This window comes from Natronococcus sp. A-GB7 (assembly GCF_029688865.1).
GTDB lineage: Archaea > Halobacteriota > Halobacteria > Halobacteriales > Natrialbaceae > Natronococcus.
Genome location: NZ_JARUKV010000044.1, coordinates 1 through 25305, shown reverse-complemented (window position 1 = coordinate 25305; position 25305 = coordinate 1). Strand labels below are relative to the sequence as shown.

Here is a 25305-nt window from a genome sequence, read left to right as displayed (position 1 = left end):
TGGTCGATTCCGCGGAACGACTCAAAGAGCACATTGTGATTGTGCCAATAGAGCGCGACGATGAATACGGTGAGTGCAAACGCAATTGCGTTTGGTAGCAACTCGAGAAGTGCTTGGTCAAGATTCTCAGATGGATTGGTTGCGGGAACAGAGATACTTAAAACAAGTAATGTGAGCGAGATCCCGAAAACACCGTTGCTGAGCGAGAGCAGACGTGAAAACCATTCGCTTTCTGGCCCATAGCTACCTTCTGGTAGGGAGTTACGGTTTTTGAGGTGCTTGTAAGATCTATTGGTGTCGGAATATCGGATGGTGTGCCGGGATCTGCGTCTACGACTGGCCATTACTGTCTCGTACGTCTATTCTCGAGCCACAATACTTAAGCATGGCTCGCAGTTTGGCGAAATGGTAGCTGTGGTTGCAGTGACAACGCTGTCGCGTCGGCGGCAGTCAGCCGCCGACAACGACGACTCCGCTTAATCTTCGGTCAGAACTCCCGCCAATCACTACTGATCGGGATGAAACTGCGGGTTCAGTCCAGGTAAGCAGGACGCTTTGTGAGCTACTAGTGCTATATATTGGTCATACAACCTTTTACCCACGATTTCAAACCCTGAAACTGTGGCGTTTACCTTACGGCGTGAGAAATGCAGTGGTAGGTATGAGCGAGGAGTGCGATGTCGAGACTATCGGCGGTGTGCTTGAAGATTCCGTTGCCCGATCCATCCTCGTTCACGCACAGTCAGAACCCATGTCGGCAAGTGTACTCGCAGAGCGCTGTGATGTTTCGACGGTGACAATCTATCGGCGCCTTGAGACACTTCAAGAACATGACCTCGTGGTTGCGTCGACGATTCCTGAGCGTGATGGCAATCACTACAAGGTGTACAAAACGAACGTGCACCAGCTAACAGTCTCGCTCACTGAGGACGGGTTCGAACTATCAATAAAACGTACTGGCACGGCAGCAGACCGGCTTACTAGACTCATCGAGGAGATGTGAGCATGATACCGATCATCGTCCTATCGTTCGAAAGCGTCGTACAGGGAAGTTTGTTTATTGTTTTGACCGTTCTTGGCCTTGCAATCATCACTATCGCATTTCAGGGCTATCGACGAAACCATAGCCGCCCTATGCTGTTTCTTGCTCTCGGGTTCGCCGCAATTATCATTCCTGAACTCGCAATGACGATCATTACAAGGGTTATCGACATTTCACAGTTCTGGATAGTAACGGTTTACCAAGTAACAAATGTCTTTGCGTTCCTTAGTATCCTCTATGCAATCACAATGGAGCCCTGAAATCAGCTTCACAGCACACCCATATTCTGTAATACCGCCGCTATATCGCACTGAGTTTTCGAGATAAGATCTATTTTTGTTGTGCCGCATATTCTGCTTCTGAAGCTGTGATTAGCGATATTTTATGCTACATTCTGTATCGTCTCATATGGCCAAATCAACAGTCGACAACGATACTGAACGAACCACCGTTGACAAGCTTCTATACAGTTCAGCTGATCCACGGTTGCGGGCGACTTGGCGAGTGCTTATTCCACTTCTCACTGCAGTTGCGTTCTACGTTGCTGGTCACTTGCTTGTTGAGGTGCTCCTGAACATTGTAGCCGGAGAAAATCTCACTGGAGGGAATGCGGTCCTCATTACTGCAATTGGTCTGATGACATTGACAGTGTTGATTGCTCTCTCGGGAGGTGCCGGATTGGTGGTTGCTTCGCGCCTTGATCGACGATCTGTGCGTAGCTACGGGTTTGCTTTTTCCGGTCGATGGGTTAGTGACTTCATTGCCGGTGTACTTATTGGCATCATTGCCAGCGTGAGCACCGTCAGCTATCAGGTCCTGCGAGGTTATTCAACCCTCAATGTAGAATTCACAGGTCTCGGGGTCAATGAAATGGTTTTTGCTCCCGCTGTATTGTTAGTGTTCGTCATGTTTTACCTCAGTAACAATTTATTCGAAGAAGTGATTTTCCGGGCAATTGTGATCCCTACCACAGCGGAGGGACTTCATGGGCGTTACCTTGGCCGAACGACAGCCGTTCTTGTTGCAGTTGTGGTAAGTCTTCCATTGTTTGGGGCATTGCACCTCCTTGGTGGCGGGCTCTCGGCGGTAGTCACAAGTGCTGCTGGTGGGATTCTGTTCGCAACGGCGTACGTGCTCACTGGACAGCTTGGATTGCCAGTTGGCGTTCACTTCGGTGGTGTAGCGATTCTCTCGATCCTCCAGTCGCCGATTTCCGTTGATCCTGAACTAACATTTCCGTCGGTTGTTATTGCAGAGTGGGCTACGTCACCATCACTCGCTGTCAGCGTTGAGTTGTGGATCGTACGGCTGCTAGTCGGTGTCTTCCTCATTTGTTTCTGGGTCTTTCGAACCTATGGTGATCTCTCAACTACAAAACGTTTTTTTCCGAATACCGATTCTAGTAATCCGGGTGCCATATAATACCCAGTAGCTGTACACTACAGATATATTACAGAATACCTCATCCGGCACTGTCTAGTTGAGCCAGTTTGAGAAGTGAGCAGGCCGTTGAGTTGATTTGGATTACTGCTCGCAGACCTGCTCAGCGAGAGCTACGATGCGGATTTAGAAGAATCTTGGGAGAACGAGCGGACGGCGACGCCCGTCAGGGCGTTCGCCGTCCGCCTCCATCAGACCGGTTGTTCTCTGCGGGAGACAACAACGATTCTCGCTGAATTAGGCGTTGAACGATCTCACGGAGCGGTCTGGAATTGGGTACATCGGCTGGCTGACAGCGGACGCGACCCGCCGACGGCGTCGCCGTCGCGGGTCGCTGTTGACGAGACCGCTGTCAAAATCAACGGCGAGTGGCCTTGGTTGTATGCCGCAATAGACATCGACACAAAGTTGATTCTCGACGTCGCGTTGTTCGGTCGGCACGGCACTGATCCGGCGGCTGCGTTTCTGCATGGACTCCGCGAAAGACACGATCTCTCGAACGCTGAGTTTCTCGTCGATCAGTTTGGTCATCGGACTGCCCTTGCTCGATTAGGACTGAACGGTCGGGTGAACTATACCAAGCGAAACCTCATCGAAAAGTGGTTTCACACCTTCAAAATGCGGGTTGACCGTTTCCATAACTCGTGGGTGGGCAGTCGGGCGAGCGCACGCGAATGGATTGAGCAGTTTGTGCATTACTATAACCACCAGAGACCGCATCAATCGCTCGATGGAAAAACGCCAGCTGAGGAGGTGCTGGACTAGACAGTGCCATCTATCCGTATCCCTCGATATCACAACTAGTAGTGGCTTTGTACGTCTTGCGAGTGTGCTCACGCACACCAGGTGTCAATTCGACAACATCCATCGAGAGCACGCATACTGGGCCTTGGATATCGGGACTGACCTGTCGATACTGCTCCTGGACTCGAATCATACGACCGATGTTGCGGGAGCTCAAACAGAATGGCTCGAGAACGCTCTCGCTGAACGTGCCGATCGCGACCATCTGCTGACTATTAGCCACATCCCAGCCTATCCCTGTGCGAAACCGATCGAAGGCGAAGAGCGGGGAGATATTCGCCAACACTGGACACCACTATTTGAGGAATACAACGTTGATGCCGTCTTCGAGCACGATGATCACGCCTACAAACGGACGCATCGACTCCAGAATGGTGAAACAGATTCCGACGATGGTGTCCTCTATCTTGGTGATGGTGCCTGGGGAAAGGACCCTCGTGATGTGTACTCGTCTGCAGAGCGGCCCTATCTCAAGGTGAGCGAAAGCACGCGATACATACTGCGTACAGAGATTAGCCCGGATGGCAGTCGACAGTTTCAGGCGGTTGGTTCCAGCGGAGAGACGATTGATCACTTCGACGGATCAGGTACCTCTCTGTAGACTCCCCGAGGACTGTGGTATAGTCTGCCTCAATAATGGAACGAGAATGAAAATTGCAAGCACGAGTCCCAGTATTCCACCGTAGGCGGGAAGTGAAAACAGATGGAATATCCCTACCACAACGACTAGTGGTGCCAACGCACCACCCGCAAGAAGTCCTCTTGTACGTAGCGGACTGTCTCTGCTCAGAGACCACTCGTGAAGAGAGATCTGTTGTCCGAGGACGAAAAGCTGCCACCCACCAAACGTACCAAGAGCAGTCCCGAGGAGCAATATACCGTCAAGATCACCTCCACCAACACCGAGATTGATAGCACTGGCGACAACAGCAAGTGCAAACGCGACTGAAGCTTGGTCCGATGGATATCGGGATAAAAGCAACTCTGCACCAAGAAGGAAGGCGATCCCGACACCGATACCAGCGATAACATCCACGAGATAGTGAACACCCAATGCACCTCGCGAGAGACAAACCAGCACAATGAGGAGTGCTGCGCCGCCAAATCGGCGACGACGGGTACTAATTGAGAGCCGGTGTGCGAGACTGAGATAGACGATCGTCGTCATCAGTGCATGCCCACTCGGAAATCCATAGCCACTCGCTGTCCCAGTAGCCTCGTAGAGAGGTTGAATGATCAGCGGAACCGTTTCAACTGGTACCAACAGCTGGTCTGGCCGTGGTAGTGCAAAAATATGCTTGAGAAGGCTAATGAGTGCTAATCCAGCAATCGTGAATCCGAGTATGACCGCAGCCTCATCTCGCTTTGTTGCATGTAACCAGTACATTCCCCCCACCAGTAGACCGAGAAACCAGACGTCACCAAACTGAGTGAGAAGCGCAACGAAAATTGCTGCCCATTCTGGGATGAGTTCTTGAATTACACCGAATTCCCCGATACCTCGAGACATACTCGCGGTAATCGGTGGATCGTCTTAACGAATGTGATGTGATCACTCTGTGATAAATTCTGGCGCCAGAAACGGATTTACAATGGTGCGCAGCAAACGAATCCTATGCACACTCACGGAATTGAACTCCTCCTCCAGATACTGTTGCTCTTCTTCTATACCGTTGTTACCGTTTCTCTGACTGGCCTGGGGATCCTCATTGAGTATCATTCTGTTTTGCTATCTGCTACAGATCCCACACTTGGTCTCTGGACGAGCGCAGTTGGGTTAGGTGCGTTTGGACTTGCTTATCTTGTGCTGAGCCGAAAGTTGCTCCCTCTGGCTCGACTTGTGGTACACTGAACCCAGACGAAGGCTCTGCTCGAGCTATTGGAACGACGAATCAAGGAGTTGGAAGCCTTCTACAGATTAGAAGAGGGCTGCTGTGGATCAATTGCTTTCTTTCAGGGCGACTTTCTCGCCTGCTGCTGACAATTCGTCACTGGCGTCCGCTACTGCGCCAATTCGGTCGCTGAGCTCAACGATATCAATATCCGAATGATAGGTGATCAAGTTCCGATCGGTGAGCTTTGGGAGACGAACGTGAACTAGGTCAAGATAGACGTCCTGCTCATCTGTCTCCTCAATCGCCGCGATCTGAGATGCGATCTTCTCTATACCGAGAGGGCCTTCAGATAGCCTCAACGCATGTATGACGTTCCAAGAGCGAGTATCAAGTGCTAGCTCCGCGAACGCTTGTGCTTCAGCGGAGAACGGTTCAGTATCCAAGCTATCCAGCTGGAGGTGGTTATCAGCAGTGACTGTCGTCTCGAGATATCGTCGTTCAGTCGAAACCGAGGCAAACAATGCAACGAGGGAGCCACCTAATGCACCGAGAATAACGAGAAGTTCCGGGTTGAGTACGGTCTCACCACCAATCTGTTCGGCGCCAATATAGCCAACCACGAGCAGCCCCGCAACGACTGCACCAGCGAGACACCATTTTGCTATGTTCCATTTCTCCTCCCGCGGAAGTCGATGTTTTGCGACCCAATAGCCGCCAGAGACAATTGCTGCGGCTGGGAGACTAACCAGTGCTAGCTCGGTCAGCCACACTGCCATCGGTTCGGGATGGGTGATTACGTACGCGAGTCCTGAAACGCCCAATACTGACCCGATGGCCGCTATAAGCCACGACGCTGAGTCATACTGCGTAATCCAGTTTTGCTGCGTGGTTGGTTCTCCCATTTTACTTCGTATTTGTTTTTTCTCTCAATTGTTATAGGCCTTTTTTGAAAATCAACCGTACTATCCGGTACAGGTCACATGCTACCACTCTTGATCGATATAGGTTCCGTACCCCGATTATACTCTGACAGTCGATTTAGAAGGTGATATTTCGATATTGTTTTGAGTTCAAAGGATAACATCGCCTTCTAGTAACCAACGGCCGATAGAGGAGATCGCTATTGGTGCTTGATTCCTAAGAGTAGAAAACTGAGATAGGTTTTGAACGCAGCTGCTGTCCATTCATCAAATAGTCAGAGGTAGTTCCGGTACTGTTTAGTGTCCCATATGTGGGATCTGACTATGGACAGTCAACTGAGGGACACACAGGAGACAATCGCGATGTCCCCAACGCCATCCACTCCGTTTACGGATCTCCCGCGGAGCGAGTGGCGAGAGATGTTTTTCGCCCTTCCTGAGGATGTACGGAAAGCACTTGTTGTGGATATGAGTCGATCAGAACTAGAGCGGTTCATAGATCGGCTTGACCCGGACGAAGTGACAGACGTTCTCGGGTACGTTGACGAGGGTACCCGTGATGCGTTGCTTGCAACACTCGATTCTCGACGCCGAGAGAAGATCGACTTTTTGTTGTCATTCAATCCCGAGAGCGCGGCCGGTCTGATGAATCTCGATTACGTCACTGTCGATGAGGAGCAAGATTTCTCCGAGGTAACTGAGCGTGTCCGACGCTTTGAGAACCGGACGGGCCGAGTACCGACGATCTTCGTTATTGAGGAGGATGACCTCTTAGGTGAGCTTCCGGGTGCGGCGCTCTCTGTGGCTGATCAAGAGACCGAGACGATTCGGGACTATGTGCAGGAAACACCACACATTCGGTACGACCGTGACGACGAGGAAGTACTGGAGGTCTTCCGCCAGAACCGTGAGCGCAACGTTGCAGTCCTCGATGAGGAGGACGATATTCTTGGTGTAATCCACGCCAACGACCTCCTGAGGCTGCTTGAGGAAGCACGAGGCGAGACCCTTTACGAGTTCACCGGTGTCGACGAAGAGGAGAGTGTCCTTGACGGACCTGGCAAGAAGATTCGGCGGCGATACAAATGGCTAATTCTCAACCTCGGCACGGCGTTTATGGCTGCAGCGGTCGTCGGGCTATTCGAGTCAACGATCGCTGCCGTCGCTATTCTCGCCGCCTACATGCCCGTCGTCGCCGGTATGGGTGGAAACGCTGGTACGCAAGCAATGGCGGTCACTGTTCGGGGGATTTCGTTGAACGAAGTGTCCCTCAATACCGGCAAGCGTGTAATCGTCAATGAGGTAATCGCCGGTGCTGCAAATGGCGTCATCACTGGCGCACTTGTCGCTGTCATCGCTATCGCCTTCTCGTTCGGTGAGTTCGGCGTCCTTCTCGGTGCTGTGATTGGGATCTCGATGGTTGCCAACTTGGTTATCGCAGGGTTCTTTGGTGCGTTGACGCCGCTCCTGCTCGACCGACTTGGGTTCGATCCAGCTACGTCTGCGACGATCTTCATCACCACAGCAACTGACGTATTGGGCTTTTTCGTCTTCCTCGGACTAGCTCAGGCAATCCTACTGTGAATTGCCGACCGTAACGGTCATTGTTGTGTTTCCTTTTTCCCGACTGTTTAAGACGACTCACCGGTTAGCAGTCTCATGTCCCGTGGCATCGGCGAATTCGGAGTTATCCAAGATATCATTCCGGATTGGGCAGCTATCTTCAGTGCGCTGCTCACCCAGCTGGGTGACGTCTGGTTTCTTGCGTTACTTGTTGGAGCAACGTACTGGTTCTACGCGACAAAACGAGATGATGCTGCCGTCCTGATCGGCTTCACAATCGCCGGATTAGCACTAATCAGTGTCCTTAAGCACATCTTTGCGCTACCACGTCCTGGAAGCCCGTTAGTAGAGGTCGAGACGTTACCGTGGACGGTTCAGCCACTCTATGAGGTTACTGCAGCAGCCAGTGGTTATGGATTTCCGAGCGGTCATGCACTGATGACAACAATTGTCTATCTCAGCTTCGCACACCGCCTCTCGATCAGCTCTCGACGTCGGCGATTCGCGGCGGCAGCAGCCCTTATTACGGTAGTCTGTCTGTCTCGAGTCGGATTGGGAGTCCACTATCTTGTCGACGTCGTTGTCGGTGTTGGGGTTGGAATCCTGTTCTTGATTGGTGCAGAATGGTTGCTCTCACAGAGTTCGATGAACGACGGAACGCTTGCACTCAGTCTTGGAATTGTTATGAGCAGTATCAACCTTACTGTGGGTGGTGCGGATTTCGATGGTATACTGCTTTTAGGAGCGGCGCTTGGTGCTATCTGTGGATGGCAACTTCTTCTACTTGGTCAGCAACTGGACACACTAAACCTGCGTTCAGGGCTGATTCGCCCTCAGACAGCGAGAGGGATTCTCGCAGGTATCGTTCTTGTGCCATTAGTCATTGCTCTCGTCGCATTCAACCTGTATTCACTTCCGTTCCTTGGCGGAGTCTTAGGGGCCTCACTCGCAGTAGTGATGGCGATTCCGGCGTGGACACACTCGTGAACATGTACTAATTTCGGGAGTGGCTGCAGAAAGGCTTCTGCGGGTCCGCGCGGCTCACACCACGAGAAATTCGTCGACAGCGATCACGACCACGAATCCGAGCAGAAATGCCAACGTCGCGGCGTCGGCGTGGCCGTGGCCGTGTGAGGACGGGATCAGCTCCCGGAAGACCACGGCAAGCATCGTGCCGGCGGCGAACCCGGACGCGATCGGAAATAGTCCGGCCGCCACAGACACGAGCGAGAAGCCGAAGAGGCCAGCGGCGACCTGTGGGACGAACCCGGAGAGAGCTGTGTAGACGAACACCTTTGCGTTCGACATCCCCGTCTCGCCCATGGGAACGGCAAATGCGAACCCGTCTGGCACGTTCTGGAGTCCGATAACGATCGCGAGCAGCAGTGCGACCTCCTCTAACCCTGATGCGAAGGCGACGCCGATCGCCAGCCCCTCCGGGGCGTTATGGAGAGTGATCGCGCCGCCGATGAGTAGCGCCTTGCGAAGCGTCGAGTCCGGGTCATCAATAGACGCGGTCGGATCGCCGAGAGAGGTGTCTGGGACAGACTCGTCGGTCTGACCGCTCGCTACTGCGGCCTTTGGCGAGTCGGCTGGCGGGGACATCGCCGCCGCGTCGTCACCGGTCGCGCCCCCCTCCGGGAACCACTCGCGGTACTCCGCGTGGAGGTGGGGGATGGCGTAGTTGCCGCCGAGCAGCACCAACCTGCCGATGACAAGGCCGCCCATCACCGCGGCGAGGGTCCCCTCCTCCATCCCCGGAAGGATCAGACCGAAAACGCTGGCAGCGACCATCAGCCCGGCCGCAAGCCCCAGCGCGGCGTCGTAGACCCGGTGGCTGACGCGAGCGCGACCGAACACGGGAAGCGCACCGAGTCCGGTCGCGAGGCCGGCCACGCCGGTGACGGTAACCACCGTAAGGAGGTCGGTCATGGAGTATGACTCCGTCCCAATATAAATAAGAAGCAGGGTAATGTTCAGATCAGCTGATTACATACGGAGGCGATGCTTGAAGCCAGTTATCGGCGTGTCTGCTTCGGCGTTGCTGGACAGTTGAGAATCTGTTAATTCGTCGTTTTATCTCACGAAGGGCACGTTCAACGCTGTTCCGATTTCCGTGTTTTTGGGTCTGGTGAATCGTAATATGGCGTCGGGTTTAAGCTATTGAGCATGCGTTGCAACTGCCTTGGCCAAGGGAACATCAAGATTGTTGGGGAAGATGGCTACCGCTGAGAACGATCACAGAAAAAATCTCGCCACGATCTTCCGTAGCTTCAGGCCCTGATTCGGACGCTATCAAGTGATTCATCAGAATCAAGAGGTTAGATTTTAGATTCTGGGCCCATTCGTGTTCTGATATGACCACGGTTGCCATGGAGGACTATCTTAAAGCGATCTACCATGGCCAGCAGGAGACTGAGCAGCGAGTACGAACATCTGTGGTTGCTGCTCACATGGGAGTTTCTCTGCCCAGCGTTTCAGCGATGTTTAGCAGGCTTGAACACCGAGAACTTGTCGATCGTGTGAAATATAGAGGAGTAACCTTGACGGCGGAAGGACAGCAGATCGCTGTTAGAACCGTTCGACATTATCTGCTCTTGAAGGCGTATCTCGTGAAGTTTCTAGATTATTCGGAACAAGCTGCTCACAAAGAGGCAGACCAGTTAGAGCATCACATCAGCGAAAAATTTGCTGAGCGAATTAGAGACGCACTTGATGAACAAGAGTGTGATAGCACAGCTAGTTGTCCTCAGTGACCAACAACCGCTGGATTTGGGTGCCTTCTACTTGCTCTACCCGAATCGTGACACTCCGGTAGCGAACTTCATCACCCTCTCGAGGCATCTGCCCTATACGGTCGAGTACGAACCCTGAGATCGTTTGATACTCTACGCCTTCCGGAATCTCGGTAGCTAACACTTCATTGACAATTTCAATATTTACGTCGCCGCGAATCAGCGCTCGACAGTCATCGAGCCGCTCGATCGGATGTATCTCTGTTCGTTCAAGGATCTCGCCGACAAGTTCCTCAGTAATATCCTCGAGCGTGAGCAATCCTTCATTGGTTCCGAATTCGTCGATAACGAGTGCTAGTTCCGTACGCGATTCTCGCATTTCAAGCAGGAACTCGTCTAATGCTTTTCCTTCGGGCACATGCATCACCGGTTGTACAAGTCCACGTACTGCTTCGACGTGTTTTCTCTCGCGACCCTCGGTCCTCGACGATGCGACTAAATCTTGGAGGGTAACAATCCCAATAACGTTATCCAGTGAATCGTGATACACTGGGAGCCGATCGTGCCCGCTCTCAATGCAGATGGTGAGTGCCTCCAGTGGTGTTGCTTCAGAATCAACTGCATCAATATCCAATCTAGGAGTCATCGCATCCTTAGCGATAAGCGAATTGAACCGAAACAGCCGCTGGAATAATTCGTGTTCTGCTTCTTCGATCGCGCCCTCACGTTCGCCAGCGTGGACCATTGCTTCAATCTCTTCACGAGTAATGTACTGCTCTTCAAGCGCTGCTCGTCCCCCCGTAATTCGATTCAACTGGCGAGTGAGAAAGTCAAATACGACTACGAGCGGGAGGAGGAGGTATTGGGCCACTTTTAGTGGACGGGCGACTGTCAGCGCCCACGATTCGGTGTGTTCTACGGCGTATGATTTCGGTGCACTTTCACCAAACAAAAGAACGAGTGATGTCACTCCAAATGTTGCTACTATCACTGCTTGTCCAGCAGGGAGATAAAACGCTAATAATCCTGTCGCAATACTTGAGGTCGCAATATTGACGATATTATTTCCAACGAGAATCGTGACGAGGAGACGATGTGGGTTTGTTTTGAGTGCCTTGAGTCGCTTTGCTCCGGGAACGTTGTCTGCAACGAGTGCGTCAACTCTGTGCGGTGGGAGCGAAAACAACGCAATTTCTGATGAGGAGAAAAATGCAGAAAGACCGATTAGAACACTGATCGTGAGCACTCCCAGTATCGTGAGTGTCGTAGGCGAAAGTTGTTGTCCAAGGGTGATCGGTTCCATTGCTGCTCTGATGGTATCAGTCTGTCAATGGATGTAGTCCCTTTGACCATCCCAGTCAAATTATCAACGGATAACCCTTTTTCAGGCTGTCTGTTGACTCGTCGTGAAGCGGATGCAATATGTTCTAAAATGAATTCATGGCATTCTATACCGGACTGTGAATATGCGACATAATGGAGTTGAGTATGTTTTCCAGGCCATACTCCTGTTATGCTATACTGCTATTATTGGTGCTCTCGTTGTTCTTGGACTCTTTATCGAGTACCAGTCTGTTTTGCTTTCAAGCTCAGAACCTACTGCGGGACTTTGGCTAAGTGCTGTAGGGCTAGCTACGTTCGGATTTGCATATTTGATGTTTGATCGCAAGTTCCTCCCTCTTGCTCGCTCGTTCTGGCTCTAACAGTCTTTGTGGATCACCGCCCGAAAGAGCATCAACTACCCTAAACCCAGAGACGAATAATTTAGCGGCCTCCATGATCGATCCGTACGTCCCTTCAATGGTGTCTCACTCATCGACCTCCTGATTACGTTCATCGTCAGCTCTGCTAGTGTCTGACTCGTCACGAAGCAGTCTTGGCAACTGTTGTTGAACAAATAGTACCGTAACCACCATAAGAACCGGACCAAGGAAAATTCCGTACCATCCGAATACCGGAGGACCGAGGATATACGCGAACAGAACCAGCCCAGTAGGGAACATCCGCCCTGAAAGGACCGGCCTTACATAGGTACGAATGAGGCCATCGAAGAAAATGCCCATAATAACGTAGAACGCAACGGGAAACCAAAGGGCAGTTGGATCCGCCTGAATCGCCATTATCGCCAGATAGCAGACGATTCCGACGTAAACAATCGTTCGACCGAGAAGCGGGATTATTGAAGCGAGTCCAGTAATAATGGCGAGTAGCAGTACCAGCGGAATTTCAAGTCCTTCCGGGGCGATCGTATTGAGTCCGGTATAGATGAGACCGGCAAGTAGCATAATCGCAAGGATCGTCAGCGTGTATCCGAAAAAGATCGATTGCAGCCCTTTATCGACCTCAGATAGATACCCATTGAGGCGAGGTCGCTTATCGAGAATTTCGGCCCGGAACCACTCTGCAAGTCGGTGCTCGTCGCGTACAAGAAAGAACGCGAATAGGAAAGTAATAAACAGTAGGTATGATGCTGTAAGGAACCGGCCCAAAAGACCACTCACCCACTGTCCGACAGAGGCAACCGTCGGGTCAGTAGCAAGATCCTCTGCGAACGGATACAGTTCTGCTTCTGTGGCTGGCAGTTCGTCCGTATCCACGTCGGGAAAGAGCAATTCGACGGCCGCCTCGAAGTCGGTCAGTTCCAGTGTTGCGAACTGTACGATTGCGAGCAGCGCCAAGACGAAGATGACTCCCACAAACGGTAGAACAACGAGTCCAAGCGTTATAGCAGCGGCTGTCCCTCCTGAGAGTCCCTGTCGTCCTAATTGCCTCGAGATGGGACGGGCGACGTAATAGAGAAAGAGTCCGAATACGAGCCAGCCGAGATAGTCGCTCAGTGCTACGATCAGTACTGCCGCAAGCACGAATGCGAATATCCACCATCCGATTCTTGAGGGGACTCTTTCGGTATCGAAATTCCCGTTCGGAGCCATAAGTAGGGAACACACACCGCTGAGAGAAAAGACGCTTTGGGCGCTGTCTTACTCATATCCGACCTATTGATTAGCTGGATGCCACCATGCCTGGCGCTCGTTAGCAAACAATACAAAACAAAGTGCTTCGTGCAGGTCAAGTAGTCACTGGAGGGATATTGGTTCTATTAGTTGGTGAAAAGGATAGTGTACTATAGTAACGACTAGAAGTCTTTGCTCGCCGAAATCTGCAATCCCCTCTCTTCAGCGGTCTTCCTCTTGTTGAATACAATAAGCGAGTAGAACCTTCTGGATACTACTATAGATACGGTGCTGTATGCATCAAAAGCTCATTCCTCAGTACCTTGTTCGAGGGGCAAGACTCAGATCATCAGTCGGAAAAATCTGCACTAATTGACTCGTAGAGGGCGGACTCTAATCCACTATCCCGATAGCCTGCGGCGAGATTAACATCTACAGCCCAGAACCGGTCTTCGTTATCTTTGACGAAGTCGACCCCGACACCCCGAAGATCAAGTCGATTGACGAGGGTGTGCAGACGCCGCGTGAGCCTCGGTCTGGGGGATATCCGATTCAGGAATCGTTTGGGGCCATAGAGCTTCGAGGAGACACGCTTGGCCGCTATCTGGACTCGGGCGCCATCATTGACGGCATAGTACTTGTAATCGACAGGCTCTGTGGGGATCAGTTCCTGATAGAACTGCCCCTCTCCGTTCAGTTCGGGGTCGCCGTGCCAGATATAGCAGGGTTTTGCGACGTACTCGGATTCAGGCTTCTCAAACGTTATTTGGGGCGTTCGAAATCCAACTGCCTCGAGAGCATTGAGCCCAATTAGTCGTGAACTCAACGCGATCGTCGCAACGAGATTGTTCCATAAGGATGTTCCCGTCCTCCGTGCATATTTCAGAGCGGGCAGATTGACTGGAAAGACCTGTTTGTTAACCAGTGAATTGAGGTTGTCAACGCAACTTAAAGAGAGTTCAGATCGCGGATCAAAGAACTGGACCGTATGTCCTGCGTTCCGAAGTTGTCTAGCGATGGCAGTGAACACGGGTTGATCCTCACTACAGAGAATCCCGATGTGCTCCGCGTTAGTCGTCTTCATTGGTGACAGGCATCTGTATATTTGTTCGGATCATATGATGGTTCGTATTCACAGGTGATTTCCTCTTCATCCTGCTCATTTACGGCTGCTGCAAAGAGCCCGTGTATCTATCGCAGCGGGTTGCCGGTTCCAGAGGCAAGATACATCATATAGTCTTCAGACGATCCAATCGGGCCGAACCCGAAGTACTACCCACCCGCTCGTGGTCGTCATTCGCCTCGAATTGACCGAGGTCGGCAATACCGATCGCCGCCACGAAATCGGCGTCGTACTTTCGTAGCCACTCGTTGATACTCTCCCGCTGATGGACGCTCGGAGAACCTGTCTGTACCGACTGTCAAATCGGAAGCCGTGAACTTGACTGCGTTTGCTGCCGGCTCGAGTTTGGAACGGATCGCTCTGCGGCGATTTCCATTCGTGCCTGGGAACTGCTCTTCGACCAATCGACGCACTCGAACTGTCCGAGGTAGGTCATACTCCGGGCCTTGTCATCGTTCTCAAGCTTCTGTTAACCAACACCCGGGAGGAGAATGGGGCCTTTGTTGGTTAAGATGTGAGACCTTTGAGGACCCGGGCTCGGTCAGCCAATCGCTACATGAGCGGCGCCTCTATGACGAGTCGGAAGAACGAAGTCGGCCTTTCAGTAGCTGTCCTTTAAATGGTTCTGGCTACAGAGTAGAGATATGACCGGAAGTTGTTCTCTTGTGAGTCTCAATTCAGTAGCGTAGCCTACCGCTGTTGTGTGGGGTCGTAGGTTTATATCCGAAGCCGCGGCCACCGCTGGGTGATGCAGACGACAGCACTCGAGGGCAGCGTGATCGTTGCAGCACTGAGTTGGTTGAGCGATGAGTTTGACGACATTGAATCGGGGTTGATCTGGGTCGAGTGAAGCCTGAATTTGAGGTCGTATACTGTAGGCTCTCCACGGACTTGTCCCAACTGAAAACTTCTATATTTATGTGGTCGCTTAGATAGCAGTGTATATTGCTTGTATAGTGCATACCTGCAGAGTTTTCCAAAGCGGTGAAACGAGACAGCAAGACAGTCGCTGGTCGAACAGCAGAACAAGTCTACTGGAAGTACGGACTTAGATGGTATTTCCCCAACTGGCGAGAGCGGCAGTTCTGCCCCGGCTGCTGTCCCATTCTCGAGTTTCTTCGAACGCGGCTGTCATGGATGGCTACGGATCGGAATCTCGAGCCTTGAGAAGAGCACAAAAGGTTTCACAAAAAGTCTGTAGGTGATCTATGTCTGATATGAATTCAACCGCTGATATCGAGAACTAGGAGGGTGCCCTTGGACCACAGTCTGAACGTGAGCCGTTGTTCTACGAGCTCAATGCTGGGGACAACTCAGTTCGCCTCGTTGGTCCCTCTCCTGGACAGGTCTACGACTACGAGCGAGATGAGTTTGAGCAGCTTGTTGCTGACGGCGAATGGATACTGGCTGAGGACGATCCCGAAAATGAGGTCTTTCGGACGCCTGCTGGTGACCAGCCGTACTAACTGAGTGTTGGCGGTGCGTTTTTGGGTTCTCTGGACTACTCCTCCGAGAGCAGATGTTGTAGTGAGGTTGTCTCGGAGCGCAGATGCAGAGACGTAGCGGTGGCCCTGAACGAACGCGACAGTTTGGTCCGACTCGGCAGCGGTTTTGTCGTTCTGAACCGGCTGCTCGAGCGCAAATCCGCGCTCGACGTCGAGGAAGAGGACTTTCTGTTCGCTTCCGTAGCGATCTGCGTTCTGGTCTCGGAGTGTCGCGATCCCGTCCTCGAGTTTATTACTGAGGTAGAATAAGCAAGAACGTGATATGGCGAACTGAAGAATATATCACGGATGAGCACAATCATATACACAGATGAGCCGGATCTACTATCACCATCCTGGAGACAAGCAATTCTCTCTTGATTTCGTGCATCCAGATCCTGCTGAAATTGTTTCACAGGCTGTCGGTTATAGCGATGACGTCGCAGTGAAGATCCAGAGATACGATATTGACGAGCAGTTCTATGTTGTCTACACATCTCGTATTGGCGGAGGCCCTGTCCGAGAGATTGATTTCAATTTAGAAGCAGCTCTCGAAGAAATGAGTGACGACAACAGGACTATCGTCGTTCGTCTTCTCGAAATTTATCGTGCCCTCATTGCTCAAAACGAGAAAGAAGAAGGACTCCCTGTCGAGGCGTACAAGAGCATCGACCTCAATGCACTCCCAGACGTTCTCGATCGAACGTTATGGAAGGGATCAGCAACAGGGGTCGCTGGCCGTCTCGCCTCAAATTTAATTCTGATGCATGCACTTCCGAACGCCAACCATCGAACCGCTGTTGCGCTGACCCAGTTCTATCTGCGGCGTCTAAATGCAGATTTTTCGATACCAAAGACATCCATTGAAGTCGACCCAGAGACATACGATTGGCGAGAGTGGGTCAATGAGTACATCAACGAATCGAAGCGGCTATTGACTGTTCGCCGGAAGAATGTCGTGTTCAAGCACCTCTCGAATTTTGGTGTAAAAACACTCGAGCGAAAGCACGCCGTCGAAATCGATCTCACGGCATACGAGCTTGACCTGTATCCAAGTGAAGCCAAGCAAATCTACGCGGAAAAGCACGAACAGCTATGGATAGAGTTCGTAACAGAGGCTGTTGAACGCGCTGGATATCCGGAACTCAAAGAGACTCCAGGACTGGCGAAAGGAGAGTTTGCCAATAAAATCCGAAACCTCGACTAAGCGGCGTGTTAGTCCTGAAGAGTAGCGACTGTTCGGCCTGTTTCTTCGGCCTCTTCGCTACGCGACATACCACATGTCGCGAGCGCTTCGTCGACTGCTTGTTCGAGGTTCATCGGTTACGTTGTTCTCGGTTTTTCGAGCGTATAAACGCTTGCATGGTCTCTTGTATGCCACATCGAAAGGGGTGAAACCCATCGAGGTCAAGCCCCGAGGCACTCGGCCTGCTCCGTCTATAGATGGGTTCATGCGTGTCTCTGAGCAGGCGATCAATTCGCTACTGACAGAGTACAACTCTGTCGAGGAGTCGTTTCAGGATCTCCGGTCTGATGAGTCAGTTGCGAGTCCTTCTGAGCCGGATACTAAGACTGAGCAATCGAGCGACGCCGATGACGGGCGGGTGCATACGGAGATTCAGTGGTATCTCGTGCAGCTTGGCCAGCAGCACGGGTACGACGTTCACGTCGCCATCAACGACAAGAATCGGACGTACCAAGGTGAGCGGTTGGGTGAGGACTGTCTCGAGGAGCTAGTGTGGCCGGGGCTCAGTGATGCCGTGACCAATATCATCCATTATGTCGATGTGATCTGACTCGAGAGGAATGCGATTGTTGCGATATTCGAGGTTGAGAGTACCACGAGTATCTACAGCGGGATCTTGCGGATGACTGATCGAACGAAGCAGTCCAGTACGGATCTTCCGGAGATTATCCACGTCCAAAGAGCATACTGCCGAAACTCCTTGGCGTTCCTACTGACGCCTGCGTTGGGTCCTGCAACGTATCTCCGTAGTGGGTTTAACGTCACTCGGGAAGCGACACCGGTTCGAACTCCTGTAGCCCGAAGTACGTCACTACGACGGCTCCCAGGCCGATCAGAAGAAGTCCTCCGGCGATCAGATCGCCGAGGATTGGAATCGCACCGACAACCTGTAACAACACCATGATACCGACGACGCCGAGCCCGGTCGCCAGCCCAACCCGTGGCGTGTCCAGCCGCTTCCCAGCAAGATATCCAAGTGCGACGATTCCGTATGCGATCGTCACCAACCCGATCAGAAGTCCGAGGATGCTCACCGGGAAAAGAACCAGGGTAAACGCCATGAACACGAACACAGCCAAGAACGTCACAGAGAGGAGTGCGCCCACGGTAAGGCTGATTACCGGGTGGTCCCGTGCGGTCGTTCCGACATTTTCTAGTAACGCTGGACGCTTTCGGGAGAACCACGCCCCGACGAGGGATAGGAACAAGGTCGTCAGCACGACCGGCGTGTACGCAGCGATTGGGCCGGGTTCGGCTGGCGCGAACTCGACAGTGGATCGCTCAGCAATGGCCGCCTCGTCCGCAAACTCCTCGCTTCCACCGATGTGCTGGAGTTCACCGTCGATCGTTCCTCCGTCTTCAACGACGAGCGACCCCGACAGTTGCGTCACGTCGCCTTCGACTTCCCCGTGAATCTGGAATTCGCCGCCGATGACGTAGACCGGTCCGGAGATCGTTTCGTCGTCCGGGATTGTGACGGTCGCATCGCCGACGATCAATGCGCCTCGATGCTCGGTGATCTCGTGGTCGCCTTCAATGACAAACTCGGTGGTTTCGACGTCCACCCCGCCGGCCGAGATCATGAGCAGTACGATGATCAGTAGCGGGATGAGTTCTAGATTCATGACGATACCTCTCCACGTGCTAACTCGAATATTCGATGGACGTATAGCAGTACGGGCAGCGCGACGATGAACAGCAATGATAGCGCGTTCACGTACGCCAAGTGACCCCCAAGCGGGAGTCCAATTCCCTCGGAGTACAGCGCCAGTGCGGTACTCATGAACGTCGCCAGCCACCCCGCGATTCCGACGCCGAGGGCCGTGTGCGTACCGATCGTCTCGGTGGTCGAAAGATCCGGCCAGAGTGCGAAATTGAGCGTTGTATAGAAGCTGACCGCGAGCACGTAGAACATCGGCAGGATGAGTGCCGGCGTCTCACCGATTCCGAACCGGATATCGAAGACGTACAGCAGGTGTGTGAACGCGAACAGGCCGAATACCCAGAAGAACACCCAGTTCCGGTCGAAATACGTGTACAGGACGCCGGCGGCGAGTGCTCCGACGACGTGCAATACAGCGATGAACACCCGAACGCTCAGGTCGGGCGATTGCCAGGACGTATAGATGTAGAGCGGTTCCTCGATAATCCGGAGAAATCCCAGGCTATCGATGAAGAATACGCCGAACATCAACAGGACCGGTCCCCAGAACGCGACGCTCAGCGTCCGGACCGACGTCGGTCGGCAAAACCGTCCGACCCCGAACGTGCTTCGTTCGTGCTGACCAGCGAGGACGTCAATGAACGCGAACCGCTTTACCGAAAGGACGGCCAGAATCAGCACTGCCGGCACCATCATCGCGCTCATGACGAGACTGAACTCGTCAATCCGCCACTCGACTGGATACAGCGCTGCGACAAAAAACGATAGGCCCGCCACGACCGCGGCGACGTATCCACGGTCTCTAACAGGGATGAAATCAAGCATGAAGCTGAACGTCACCGGGATGCCGAGTCCAAGCGTGGCTGAACAGACGACAACCCAGAGCACGAACTGTTCGACCGTACTTATGAACGGAGCAACGATCGTCAGCAACAACTGGACGAGAATAATCAAAAAGAGCAGGCGAAACTTCACGTACAGATCGGTACTCCACCCACGCCGATCCATTACGAGGCCACTGCCGACGGCGGCGACAAGCGTGAGAAGCGCGAGCACGGCCATCACTATCGAAACATCCTCCGGGGCCATCCCGATCTCTCGCGTTCCGAGATCGGTCAATCCCAACTGAACAAAGGTGAGATTGTAGTAGTAGCCCGCCGTGAGCGCAGAGACGTAGATTAGGTAGCCAGTGATCGGAATCCACTGGCGCTCACGAACGAAATCGAAGAGCTTCATAGAGTACTGTGTTCCTCAACCCGGTATAAATATTGTCTCTTGAATTATATATTGCCAGCGATATAACTCAAATCTATTTGAGGTTGTTTTCCAAGATTGATTTTCTGGATTGCAGGTGTCATTGTTACAGATCTCCGCTTTTCGCATTGTATCGTAGCATGATGACCTGGTCATGGATAATACTATACAGCCAGACAAACCCCAAATCAGAGAGTGAGAGGAAATAAGACTCCTCGTTATACCAACTACAGTTCATGATCGACAGAGGCAACTGTTCTTATCCCAGTGGACGCACAGGTGGGAAGTGGACCTATCTATGGCAGTAGATCAAAACGGTCAAATCGATCAGGAGGTGGTTGACGCTATCAGCGCGCTTGGAAATTCGCAGCGTTTGCAAATTTTACTGGCGTTAAGTGAGGTGGAGCGAGAGCATCACGAACAGCGGTTTACGATGACGTTTACCGAATTATATGATGCAGTCGATATCGATAGTTCGTCTCAGTTTTCATATCACCTGAACCAGCTCGTCGGACAGTTCGTCAGTGAGACACCCGACGGATACCGCCTGACGTATAGTGGAACCAAGATCGTCCGAGTTATCCGCTCGGGTGTGTACGAGAGTACGTCAGCGTTTGAGGATCAGGAGGTTTCCGGAGCCTGTGTGTTCTGTAATGAAACGACACTTCTGGCAACGCTCGACGTCGATCAGTTTCGTATTCGATGCACGTCGTGTGACGCGATTCTCGTTACTGATTTCTGCCCACAAAGTCAAACTCGTAACCGAACCTCCGCGGAGATCATCGAGAGTTTTTGCTACCGCATCTGGAGTATGTACATTGACCTCCGAGGTGGTATCTGCCCGGAGTGTTTCGGCCCCGTCGAGACAGATGTTAGCCAGTATGAGCACGGTGAAAATGCCCAATACATCTACAATAGCTCGTGTCGTGAATGCCAATTCCTGGTCAGTATGCCGGTCGAAGTACCGGTCGCGTTTCACCCTGCTGTCCTCTCCCTATTCTGGAAACACGGTATTTCGGTACTCGATGTTCCTCTCTGGGAACTGTACGAGTACATCACATCCGACGTAATTGTAATGGAAATCGTCTCTGATGACCCGTTCGAAGCACGGTTCACCGTTACACTGAACGACGAGTCACTGTCTCTTAGAATGGACGATACCGTAACTGTCACACCCGAACCGTGATCACGGGGAACTCTATTTTCGCACGGCTAAGCCACTGATTTCTCGAACCGGGATACCGGCTCATCAAAACGATGATTGAGTGCCCCTATAGACAATCGAACACCAACTCTAAACTCCTTGTCGAGGTGTGACTATGGCCGCGATTGAAATTGAGGGTCTCGCCAAACGGTTCGGCGATGTCGTTGCTGTCGATAATCTTTCACTCCGGATCGAGGAAGGAGAGATCTTCGGATTTCTCGGCCCGAACGGCGCGGGAAAATCACCGGTGATGATCTGATGATCGGTGCTGATACGCTTAGCCCGCAAAAGGCACGTATTCTCCTTGCCTTTGGTCTAATGGAAGACTGCGATCGAGAAGAGTTCCAAGAGCTATTCGATGAGTACTGATAGGGTCTCTGGTTAGTCCAGAGCGCTCTTTCTCACTGTTCGCCAGTATCCTTCTTTTTAAGCAGTCCACTGTTTAAGTGGTTCTGGCCACAAGATAGAGCTATGACGGGAAGTCGTTCTCTCGTGATTCTCAACTCGGCAGGGTAGACTGTCACTGGTGTGTGACGTCGTAGGTTTATATATGAAGCCGCGGCCACCGTTGGGTGATGCAGACGACAGCATTCGATGACTACGTGATTTTGCAGCGTTGAGTCTATCGTGTTTAGTTAAGCGATTTCCACCAGACGGTGAAGGCTTGTAACCATGTTTCGGCGATTGTTGGATCGACGTAGCTGAAGCTATTACTGAACGAAGAGGTACATTGCTTTACCTTTCTGAAGACACGTTCGACAGCGTTCCAATTTTCGTGTCATTCGGGTCGAAATCGGAGCCCGGTTCGCTGGAGTGCTGTTGCTAGATGCTGGGCGTGACCGACGAGAAACACAGCGTCCTCGACGTCGTGTTTCTCGCGACACTCTCCCAAAAATCGTTGCGTCAGTGCTGTTGTAGTCTTCGTAAAGAGCCGTATGTGCAAGAATTCGTTCGGGGAGAATCGACGGCCGCGTACAGCCAGAACTGCTGACCAGTGATTCAAACGAGCCGGACCTCTGGAGAATTATATTCAAAGCCAAGAACAGCACCAACGATGTCTCTGGACTGCCGTGAGACCAACCTATTGATTGCACCGGACTGACTCGATTCCCAGCTACCTACGGGAAGGTTACCTCAGTGGCTGAGAAGTACGTTTGACAGTTAGCAACTGACTGGCTGCCTGAGGTTGATCACAAACTCGAAGAGACGAGTGACGGCTACCAACACTTGATGAAACCAACACGGATATTGGTCGAAAATGCCAATAAATAACGTGAAATAAGACGACGAGTTCAAGCGTAGCGAGGAAATAAGTCGACATACGACACCCAAACCGAACAAAAGTATGACTTCAAACGATCTGCTTGTTGACAAGTGCTCCGTCTGTGAAACGTATTTTGTCGTCCATTCAAGTGCCGATCTTCAGCGGCGGCTCAACGCCCACGAGCTCGAAGAGCACGGGAAGATCCAGCCCTCCCGGGTTGATCATGGCGCAACTGACTACCGGTAGAGCATAACCCGTTTTCTCCGTTGTGTTCTCGGGCGTCCTAACCCGACTGCTGAAGACGTCGGTCCTTGTGCAGAAATCCTCGAGTACTCCAACACTGAGGACACTGTTGAGTACCAGCGCGTCAACTGGCCAGATACCAAGGCTGGACGACAAACTCGAGGTGGAGTGAGGAAACAGACGAGGAATGACTGGCCATTCGAGGAGAACGAACTGAACTAGGCGGATGGGGTTCAGGTCGGTCTCATGTACAAAGCAGAGACCACCCGGATAGAATTGTCCGATATTCAAATCACTATATTTATCCAGGCGTCTAAATCGACGGGTATATTTCATGAATGGAGCATAGCTAGAGCGATCTTGAACGCATCTGGAGGAAACCTTTCCTCGAAATATGATGTTCTCAGACCCAGAGAAAGAGTGTCGGTCTACCAGCTGGCGATGACAGCAGTCCTGCTTCGATTAACTGTTTAACCCTTGAATTCTCCAAACTCGGCTGACCTACCGAGTCGATCTCAGCAGGCCAGAACATAGCCCAATCGGAACTCTCGAGTTTCGAATCGAGTTTGCGTTGACGTATTACGGATCCTCACGCTCGAGGACCCATCGCCGAGTTCGGACCCGCCGATGATCGAACTGTCGAGTTGCTTGAGGCCGGCCGACAGCTACTCGCCACGTTGGACGCCCAAGTCGGCCGTCAGCAAGAACTGACCGAGGCTGTGAGCGACACCGGAACAACCGACCAACAGTGCCGTGTAACCCCGCGCACACGAGGGGAGGGAGATGACAGCAGTACAGACAGCAACCCCTATTGGACGGCCTACCTCGACCGTCCAGGACATGCCGGCGCCGTCGGCTGTGGGGAAGCCGGCGACATCACCCTCGTCGAAGCGCCGTTTGAGGACCGAACGGACGCTCCGGACCACACTCGGTATGTGAGCTTCGACGGCGACCGGGAGGAAGTTGTGGTCGCTGTTCGAGCGAGTGGGCCCCTACAGTACGTGGTGAGTCTCGCGACAGCGTTAGCCTCTCCCCGTCTGGTCAACCGAGTGCTCACCGACAGTCGGCTCGAGTCCCTGGAGGATCCACCGGCAATCCTAAGAGACGCTCGCTGTATCGGCGGGCTCTCCGATGAAGCTCTCGAGGATCCGGAAACGCTTCGGGAGGCGTTCATCGAGTGGGGAACCGACCTCGAGGACCTCACTGCGAAGGTTTCAGCTGGCGAGTACGAGGACCGTAATCGATTCCGAAGTTCGATCATGCGGTCGGCTCACGGGCTTGCTGGCTCGATCATCCACCTGTTCGACGCTCTCGAGATCGACGTTACCCGCGAACTCCGAGTCCCGTCCGGGCTCGACACGAACTCGCTGAAGGAACTCGCGACGTCAATCAGTATTGCGACGGCAATTCAGTCGAAATACGGTGCGTTCGCCTGCTACCGCCAGCTGTTCGAAGCTCGAGAGAAGAAGCGACAGGCTGCGCTCTCACCGACCGTCGATGCCAACGACCCTCTGGGAACGCTCATCGGCTCCCTGGTTGTTCGTGGGGAAGACGTCCATCGACTCCGCCCGGAACTCGAGCACTCGCTCGAGACGCCAGCAGCGCTCGCTGAGGACGCTCCCGAATTCGCGGTCCACGTTTCCCTGTCGACGGTCGACCGGGCTGCCTACGCATCGACTGCGACGCGGATTCTCCAGTCGAAGAATTTGCAACCGACTCGAGAGACAGTTTCGTTGCTCCACGCACTGGCCGGCTCGCCGTACGCCGCTGCTCGAGCACTGCAACAACTCGCCACCGAAGACGACCGACGAGAGCTCCGGCCGGACGAACTCCGCTATGCGCTAGGAACGCTCGAGCCTGCGCAGTTACTCTCTGATCTCCCACCGACAGTTGGCCAAATCGTCCACACACTTCTCACTGCTGAGAGTAGACTCTCACAGCGTAAGCTTGCCGACCGAGCAGACGTCTCAGCACGGACGATCCGGAACTATCGAGACCGTCTCGAGGCACTTGATCTCATCCGTGTCGACGAGAGCGGGTATCGGCTGGCGTTGTCGTTCCAGACAACAACTGTGCGCCGTGAGCCCGTTGTTCCGGCTGTCCTCGAGAAGAATCAGACACTCCTTGATGCAGCTGACGCACTCCTCGGAACGATTTTCCCACCTGACCGCTAGGTGACCCTAGCGATCCACTTGGTAGTGTCCTGTTCTGGCCACCGAATCCGGTACAGTTACTCGAGCATCGGTTAGTCGGTCCATGGCTACGCATAGTAGCTGCACTCACAGCCACAGAATTCACCCAGGACAACCGGGCAGTTCAGATGGGCTCACCGCTCGAGCAGCAGCCACTTGCTTGCACAACTCCGTAGTATCTGGATCGTCGTTCTATCTCCGATCTTCCACCCTGTTTAGTTAACCAACGGGGACGCATCTATTGTACCCGATGTTGGTTAAGCAGGCAATCTTGTGATCGATATCAATCTGCTATGTACAGGCGGACCATGTATCAGTTCGGTCCGACCGCTCTTCCTG

The 25305-nt window shown here is 52.7% G+C and carries 22 protein-coding genes and 2 pseudogenes; 14 read left to right on the top strand and 10 right to left on the bottom strand.

Annotation, left to right across the window (positions count from 1 at the left end; all coding sequences use genetic code 11):
* The coding region (locus QA609_RS23365) for a TMEM175 family protein (RefSeq protein WP_278305026.1) at positions 1-344 on the bottom strand (344 nt) is incomplete at its 3' end.
* Between the two features lie 317 nt (positions 345-661).
* Here QA609_RS23365 and QA609_RS23360 point away from each other — a divergent pair.
* The 5 genes from QA609_RS23360 (at position 662) to QA609_RS23340 (ending at position 3887) form a co-directional block, all read left to right on the top strand.
* Entirely contained in the window at positions 662-1003 is a 342-nt protein-coding gene (locus tag QA609_RS23360; RefSeq protein WP_278305025.1) for a winged helix-turn-helix domain-containing protein, read from the top strand.
* Positions 1004-1005: 2 nt separating this feature from the next.
* Positions 1006-1302 (top strand): hypothetical protein, encoded by a 297-nt coding sequence (locus QA609_RS23355; RefSeq protein ID WP_278305024.1) that lies wholly within the window; start codon positions 1006-1008, stop codon positions 1300-1302.
* A gap of 148 nt (positions 1303-1450) precedes the next feature.
* The gene (locus tag QA609_RS23350; protein ID WP_278305023.1) at positions 1451-2464 is read left to right on the top strand and encodes a CPBP family glutamic-type intramembrane protease; all 1014 of its coding nucleotides are present in this window, start codon (positions 1451-1453) and stop codon (positions 2462-2464) included.
* A gap of 105 nt (positions 2465-2569) precedes the next feature.
* The gene (locus QA609_RS23345) at positions 2570-3247 is read left to right on the top strand and encodes an IS6 family transposase (protein ID WP_278305027.1); all 678 of its coding nucleotides are present in this window, start codon (positions 2570-2572) and stop codon (positions 3245-3247) included.
* A gap of 64 nt (positions 3248-3311) precedes the next feature.
* Positions 3312-3887, top strand: a complete 576-nt coding sequence (locus tag QA609_RS23340; protein ID WP_278305022.1) for a hypothetical protein — start codon at positions 3312-3314, stop codon at positions 3885-3887.
* Here QA609_RS23340 and QA609_RS23335 read toward each other — a convergent pair.
* Together QA609_RS23335 and QA609_RS23330 are read right to left on the bottom strand one after the other, a co-directional pair.
* Entirely contained in the window at positions 3870-4796 is a 927-nt protein-coding gene (locus QA609_RS23335; RefSeq protein ID WP_278305021.1) for a phosphatase PAP2 family protein, read from the bottom strand. The two genes, QA609_RS23340 and QA609_RS23335, sit on opposite strands and share 18 nt — an antisense overlap.
* 429 nt (positions 4797-5225) lie before the next feature.
* Positions 5226-6023 carry a hypothetical protein gene (locus QA609_RS23330; RefSeq protein WP_278305020.1) on the bottom strand — a complete coding sequence of 266 codons (798 nt, stop codon included), beginning with the start codon at positions 6021-6023 and terminating at the stop codon, positions 5226-5228.
* 342 nt (positions 6024-6365) lie between these two features.
* On the opposite strand from QA609_RS23330, the gene QA609_RS23325 reads away from it, so the two are divergent.
* A complete protein-coding gene (locus tag QA609_RS23325; protein ID WP_278305019.1) occupies positions 6366-7625 on the top strand; it encodes a magnesium transporter in 1260 nt (419 codons plus the stop codon).
* Between the two features lie 75 nt (positions 7626-7700).
* A complete protein-coding gene (locus QA609_RS23320; protein ID WP_278305018.1) occupies positions 7701-8591 on the top strand; it encodes a phosphatase PAP2 family protein in 891 nt (296 codons plus the stop codon).
* A gap of 54 nt (positions 8592-8645) precedes the next feature.
* Here QA609_RS23320 and QA609_RS23315 read toward each other — a convergent pair whose 3' ends face one another.
* Entirely contained in the window at positions 8646-9536 is an 891-nt protein-coding gene (locus QA609_RS23315) for a ZIP family metal transporter (RefSeq protein ID WP_278305017.1), read from the bottom strand.
* A 425-nt stretch (positions 9537-9961) separates the two neighbouring features.
* Between QA609_RS23315 and QA609_RS23310 the strand changes: the two genes are divergently transcribed.
* Complete coding sequence (locus QA609_RS23310; protein WP_278305016.1) at positions 9962-10360, top strand: metal-dependent transcriptional regulator; 399 nt, start codon at positions 9962-9964, stop codon at positions 10358-10360.
* On the opposite strand, the gene QA609_RS23305 is transcribed toward QA609_RS23310, so the two are convergent.
* The 3 genes from QA609_RS23305 to QA609_RS23295 form a co-directional block, all read right to left on the bottom strand.
* Positions 10344-11642 (bottom strand): hemolysin family protein, encoded by a 1299-nt coding sequence (locus QA609_RS23305; RefSeq protein WP_278305015.1) that lies wholly within the window; start codon positions 11640-11642, stop codon positions 10344-10346. The two genes, QA609_RS23310 and QA609_RS23305, sit on opposite strands and share 17 nt — an antisense overlap.
* Positions 11643-12147: 505 nt before the next feature.
* Complete coding sequence (locus tag QA609_RS23300) at positions 12148-13272, bottom strand: AI-2E family transporter (protein ID WP_278305014.1); 1125 nt, start codon at positions 13270-13272, stop codon at positions 12148-12150.
* Between the two features lie 370 nt (positions 13273-13642).
* On the bottom strand, positions 13643-14377 hold the full coding sequence (locus tag QA609_RS23295; RefSeq protein WP_278305013.1) for a hypothetical protein: 735 nt from the start codon (positions 14375-14377) through the stop codon (positions 13643-13645).
* A gap of 1604 nt (positions 14378-15981) precedes the next feature.
* Here QA609_RS23295 and QA609_RS23290 point away from each other — a divergent pair.
* From QA609_RS23290 to QA609_RS23280, 3 genes are all read left to right on the top strand, one after another.
* A complete protein-coding gene (locus tag QA609_RS23290) occupies positions 15982-16170 on the top strand; it encodes a hypothetical protein (protein ID WP_278305012.1) in 189 nt (62 codons plus the stop codon).
* A gap of 61 nt (positions 16171-16231) precedes the next feature.
* On the top strand, positions 16232-17107 hold the full coding sequence (locus QA609_RS23285; RefSeq protein WP_278305011.1) for a hypothetical protein: 876 nt from the start codon (positions 16232-16234) through the stop codon (positions 17105-17107).
* 244 nt (positions 17108-17351) lie between these two features.
* On the top strand, positions 17352-17696 hold the full coding sequence (locus QA609_RS23280) for a hypothetical protein (protein ID WP_278305010.1): 345 nt from the start codon (positions 17352-17354) through the stop codon (positions 17694-17696).
* Between the two features lie 211 nt (positions 17697-17907).
* On the opposite strand, the gene QA609_RS23275 is transcribed toward QA609_RS23280, so the two are convergent.
* Positions 17908-18771, bottom strand: coding sequence for a hypothetical protein (locus QA609_RS23275; RefSeq protein ID WP_278305009.1), 864 nt, complete (start codon positions 18769-18771; stop codon positions 17908-17910).
* On the bottom strand, positions 18768-20045 hold the full coding sequence (locus QA609_RS23270; RefSeq protein WP_278305008.1) for a hypothetical protein: 1278 nt from the start codon (positions 20043-20045) through the stop codon (positions 18768-18770). Before QA609_RS23270 ends, QA609_RS23275 begins: the two co-directional genes overlap by 4 nt.
* Positions 20046-20361: 316 nt before the next feature.
* Here QA609_RS23270 and QA609_RS23265 point away from each other — a divergent pair, with 316 nt between their 5' ends.
* Positions 20362-21249, top strand: a complete 888-nt coding sequence (locus QA609_RS23265; protein WP_278305007.1) for a winged helix-turn-helix domain-containing protein — start codon at positions 20362-20364, stop codon at positions 21247-21249.
* Between the two features lie 133 nt (positions 21250-21382).
* Positions 21383-21511 (top strand): annotated as a pseudogene (locus tag QA609_RS23260) (ATP-binding cassette domain-containing protein); the annotation flags it as partial.
* Between the two features lie 387 nt (positions 21512-21898).
* On the opposite strand, the pseudogene QA609_RS23255 reads toward QA609_RS23260, so the two are convergent.
* Positions 21899-22275, bottom strand: a pseudogene (locus tag QA609_RS23255) (DDE-type integrase/transposase/recombinase); the annotation flags it as partial.
* A 1548-nt stretch (positions 22276-23823) separates the two neighbouring features.
* Here QA609_RS23255 and QA609_RS23250 point away from each other — a divergent pair.
* Positions 23824-24948 carry an HTH domain-containing protein gene (locus QA609_RS23250; RefSeq protein ID WP_278305006.1) on the top strand — a complete coding sequence of 375 codons (1125 nt, stop codon included), beginning with the start codon at positions 23824-23826 and terminating at the stop codon, positions 24946-24948.
* Positions 24949-25305: the final 357 nt, after the last annotated feature.

Excerpts from the sequence above, each read along its gene's own strand:
- QA609_RS23360 (WP_278305025.1), top strand. The coding sequence starts at position 662 with ATGAGCGAGGAGTGCGATGTCGAGACTATCGGCGGTGTGCTTGAAGAT.
- QA609_RS23355 (WP_278305024.1), top strand. The coding sequence starts at position 1,006 with ATGATACCGATCATCGTCCTATCGTTCGAAAGCGTCGTACAGGGAAGT.
- QA609_RS23350 (WP_278305023.1), top strand. The coding sequence starts at position 1,451 with ATGGCCAAATCAACAGTCGACAACGATACTGAACGAACCACCGTTGAC.
- QA609_RS23335 (WP_278305021.1), bottom strand. The coding sequence starts at position 4,796 with ATGTCTCGAGGTATCGGGGAATTCGGTGTAATTCAAGAACTCATCCCA.
- QA609_RS23330 (WP_278305020.1), bottom strand. The coding sequence starts at position 6,023 with ATGGGAGAACCAACCACGCAGCAAAACTGGATTACGCAGTATGACTCA.
- QA609_RS23325 (WP_278305019.1), top strand. The coding sequence starts at position 6,366 with ATGGACAGTCAACTGAGGGACACACAGGAGACAATCGCGATGTCCCCA.
- QA609_RS23320 (WP_278305018.1), top strand. The coding sequence starts at position 7,701 with ATGTCCCGTGGCATCGGCGAATTCGGAGTTATCCAAGATATCATTCCG.
- QA609_RS23315 (WP_278305017.1), bottom strand. The coding sequence starts at position 9,536 with ATGACCGACCTCCTTACGGTGGTTACCGTCACCGGCGTGGCCGGCCTC.
- QA609_RS23310 (WP_278305016.1), top strand. The coding sequence starts at position 9,962 with ATGACCACGGTTGCCATGGAGGACTATCTTAAAGCGATCTACCATGGC.
- QA609_RS23305 (WP_278305015.1), bottom strand. The coding sequence starts at position 11,642 with ATGGAACCGATCACCCTTGGACAACAACTTTCGCCTACGACACTCACG.
- QA609_RS23300 (WP_278305014.1), bottom strand. The coding sequence starts at position 13,272 with ATGGCTCCGAACGGGAATTTCGATACCGAAAGAGTCCCCTCAAGAATC.
- QA609_RS23295 (WP_278305013.1), bottom strand. The coding sequence starts at position 14,377 with ATGAAGACGACTAACGCGGAGCACATCGGGATTCTCTGTAGTGAGGAT.
- QA609_RS23285 (WP_278305011.1), top strand. The coding sequence starts at position 16,232 with ATGAGCCGGATCTACTATCACCATCCTGGAGACAAGCAATTCTCTCTT.
- QA609_RS23280 (WP_278305010.1), top strand. The coding sequence starts at position 17,352 with ATGCGTGTCTCTGAGCAGGCGATCAATTCGCTACTGACAGAGTACAAC.
- QA609_RS23275 (WP_278305009.1), bottom strand. The coding sequence starts at position 18,771 with ATGAATCTAGAACTCATCCCGCTACTGATCATCGTACTGCTCATGATC.
- QA609_RS23270 (WP_278305008.1), bottom strand. The coding sequence starts at position 20,045 with ATGAAGCTCTTCGATTTCGTTCGTGAGCGCCAGTGGATTCCGATCACT.
- QA609_RS23265 (WP_278305007.1), top strand. The coding sequence starts at position 20,362 with ATGGCAGTAGATCAAAACGGTCAAATCGATCAGGAGGTGGTTGACGCT.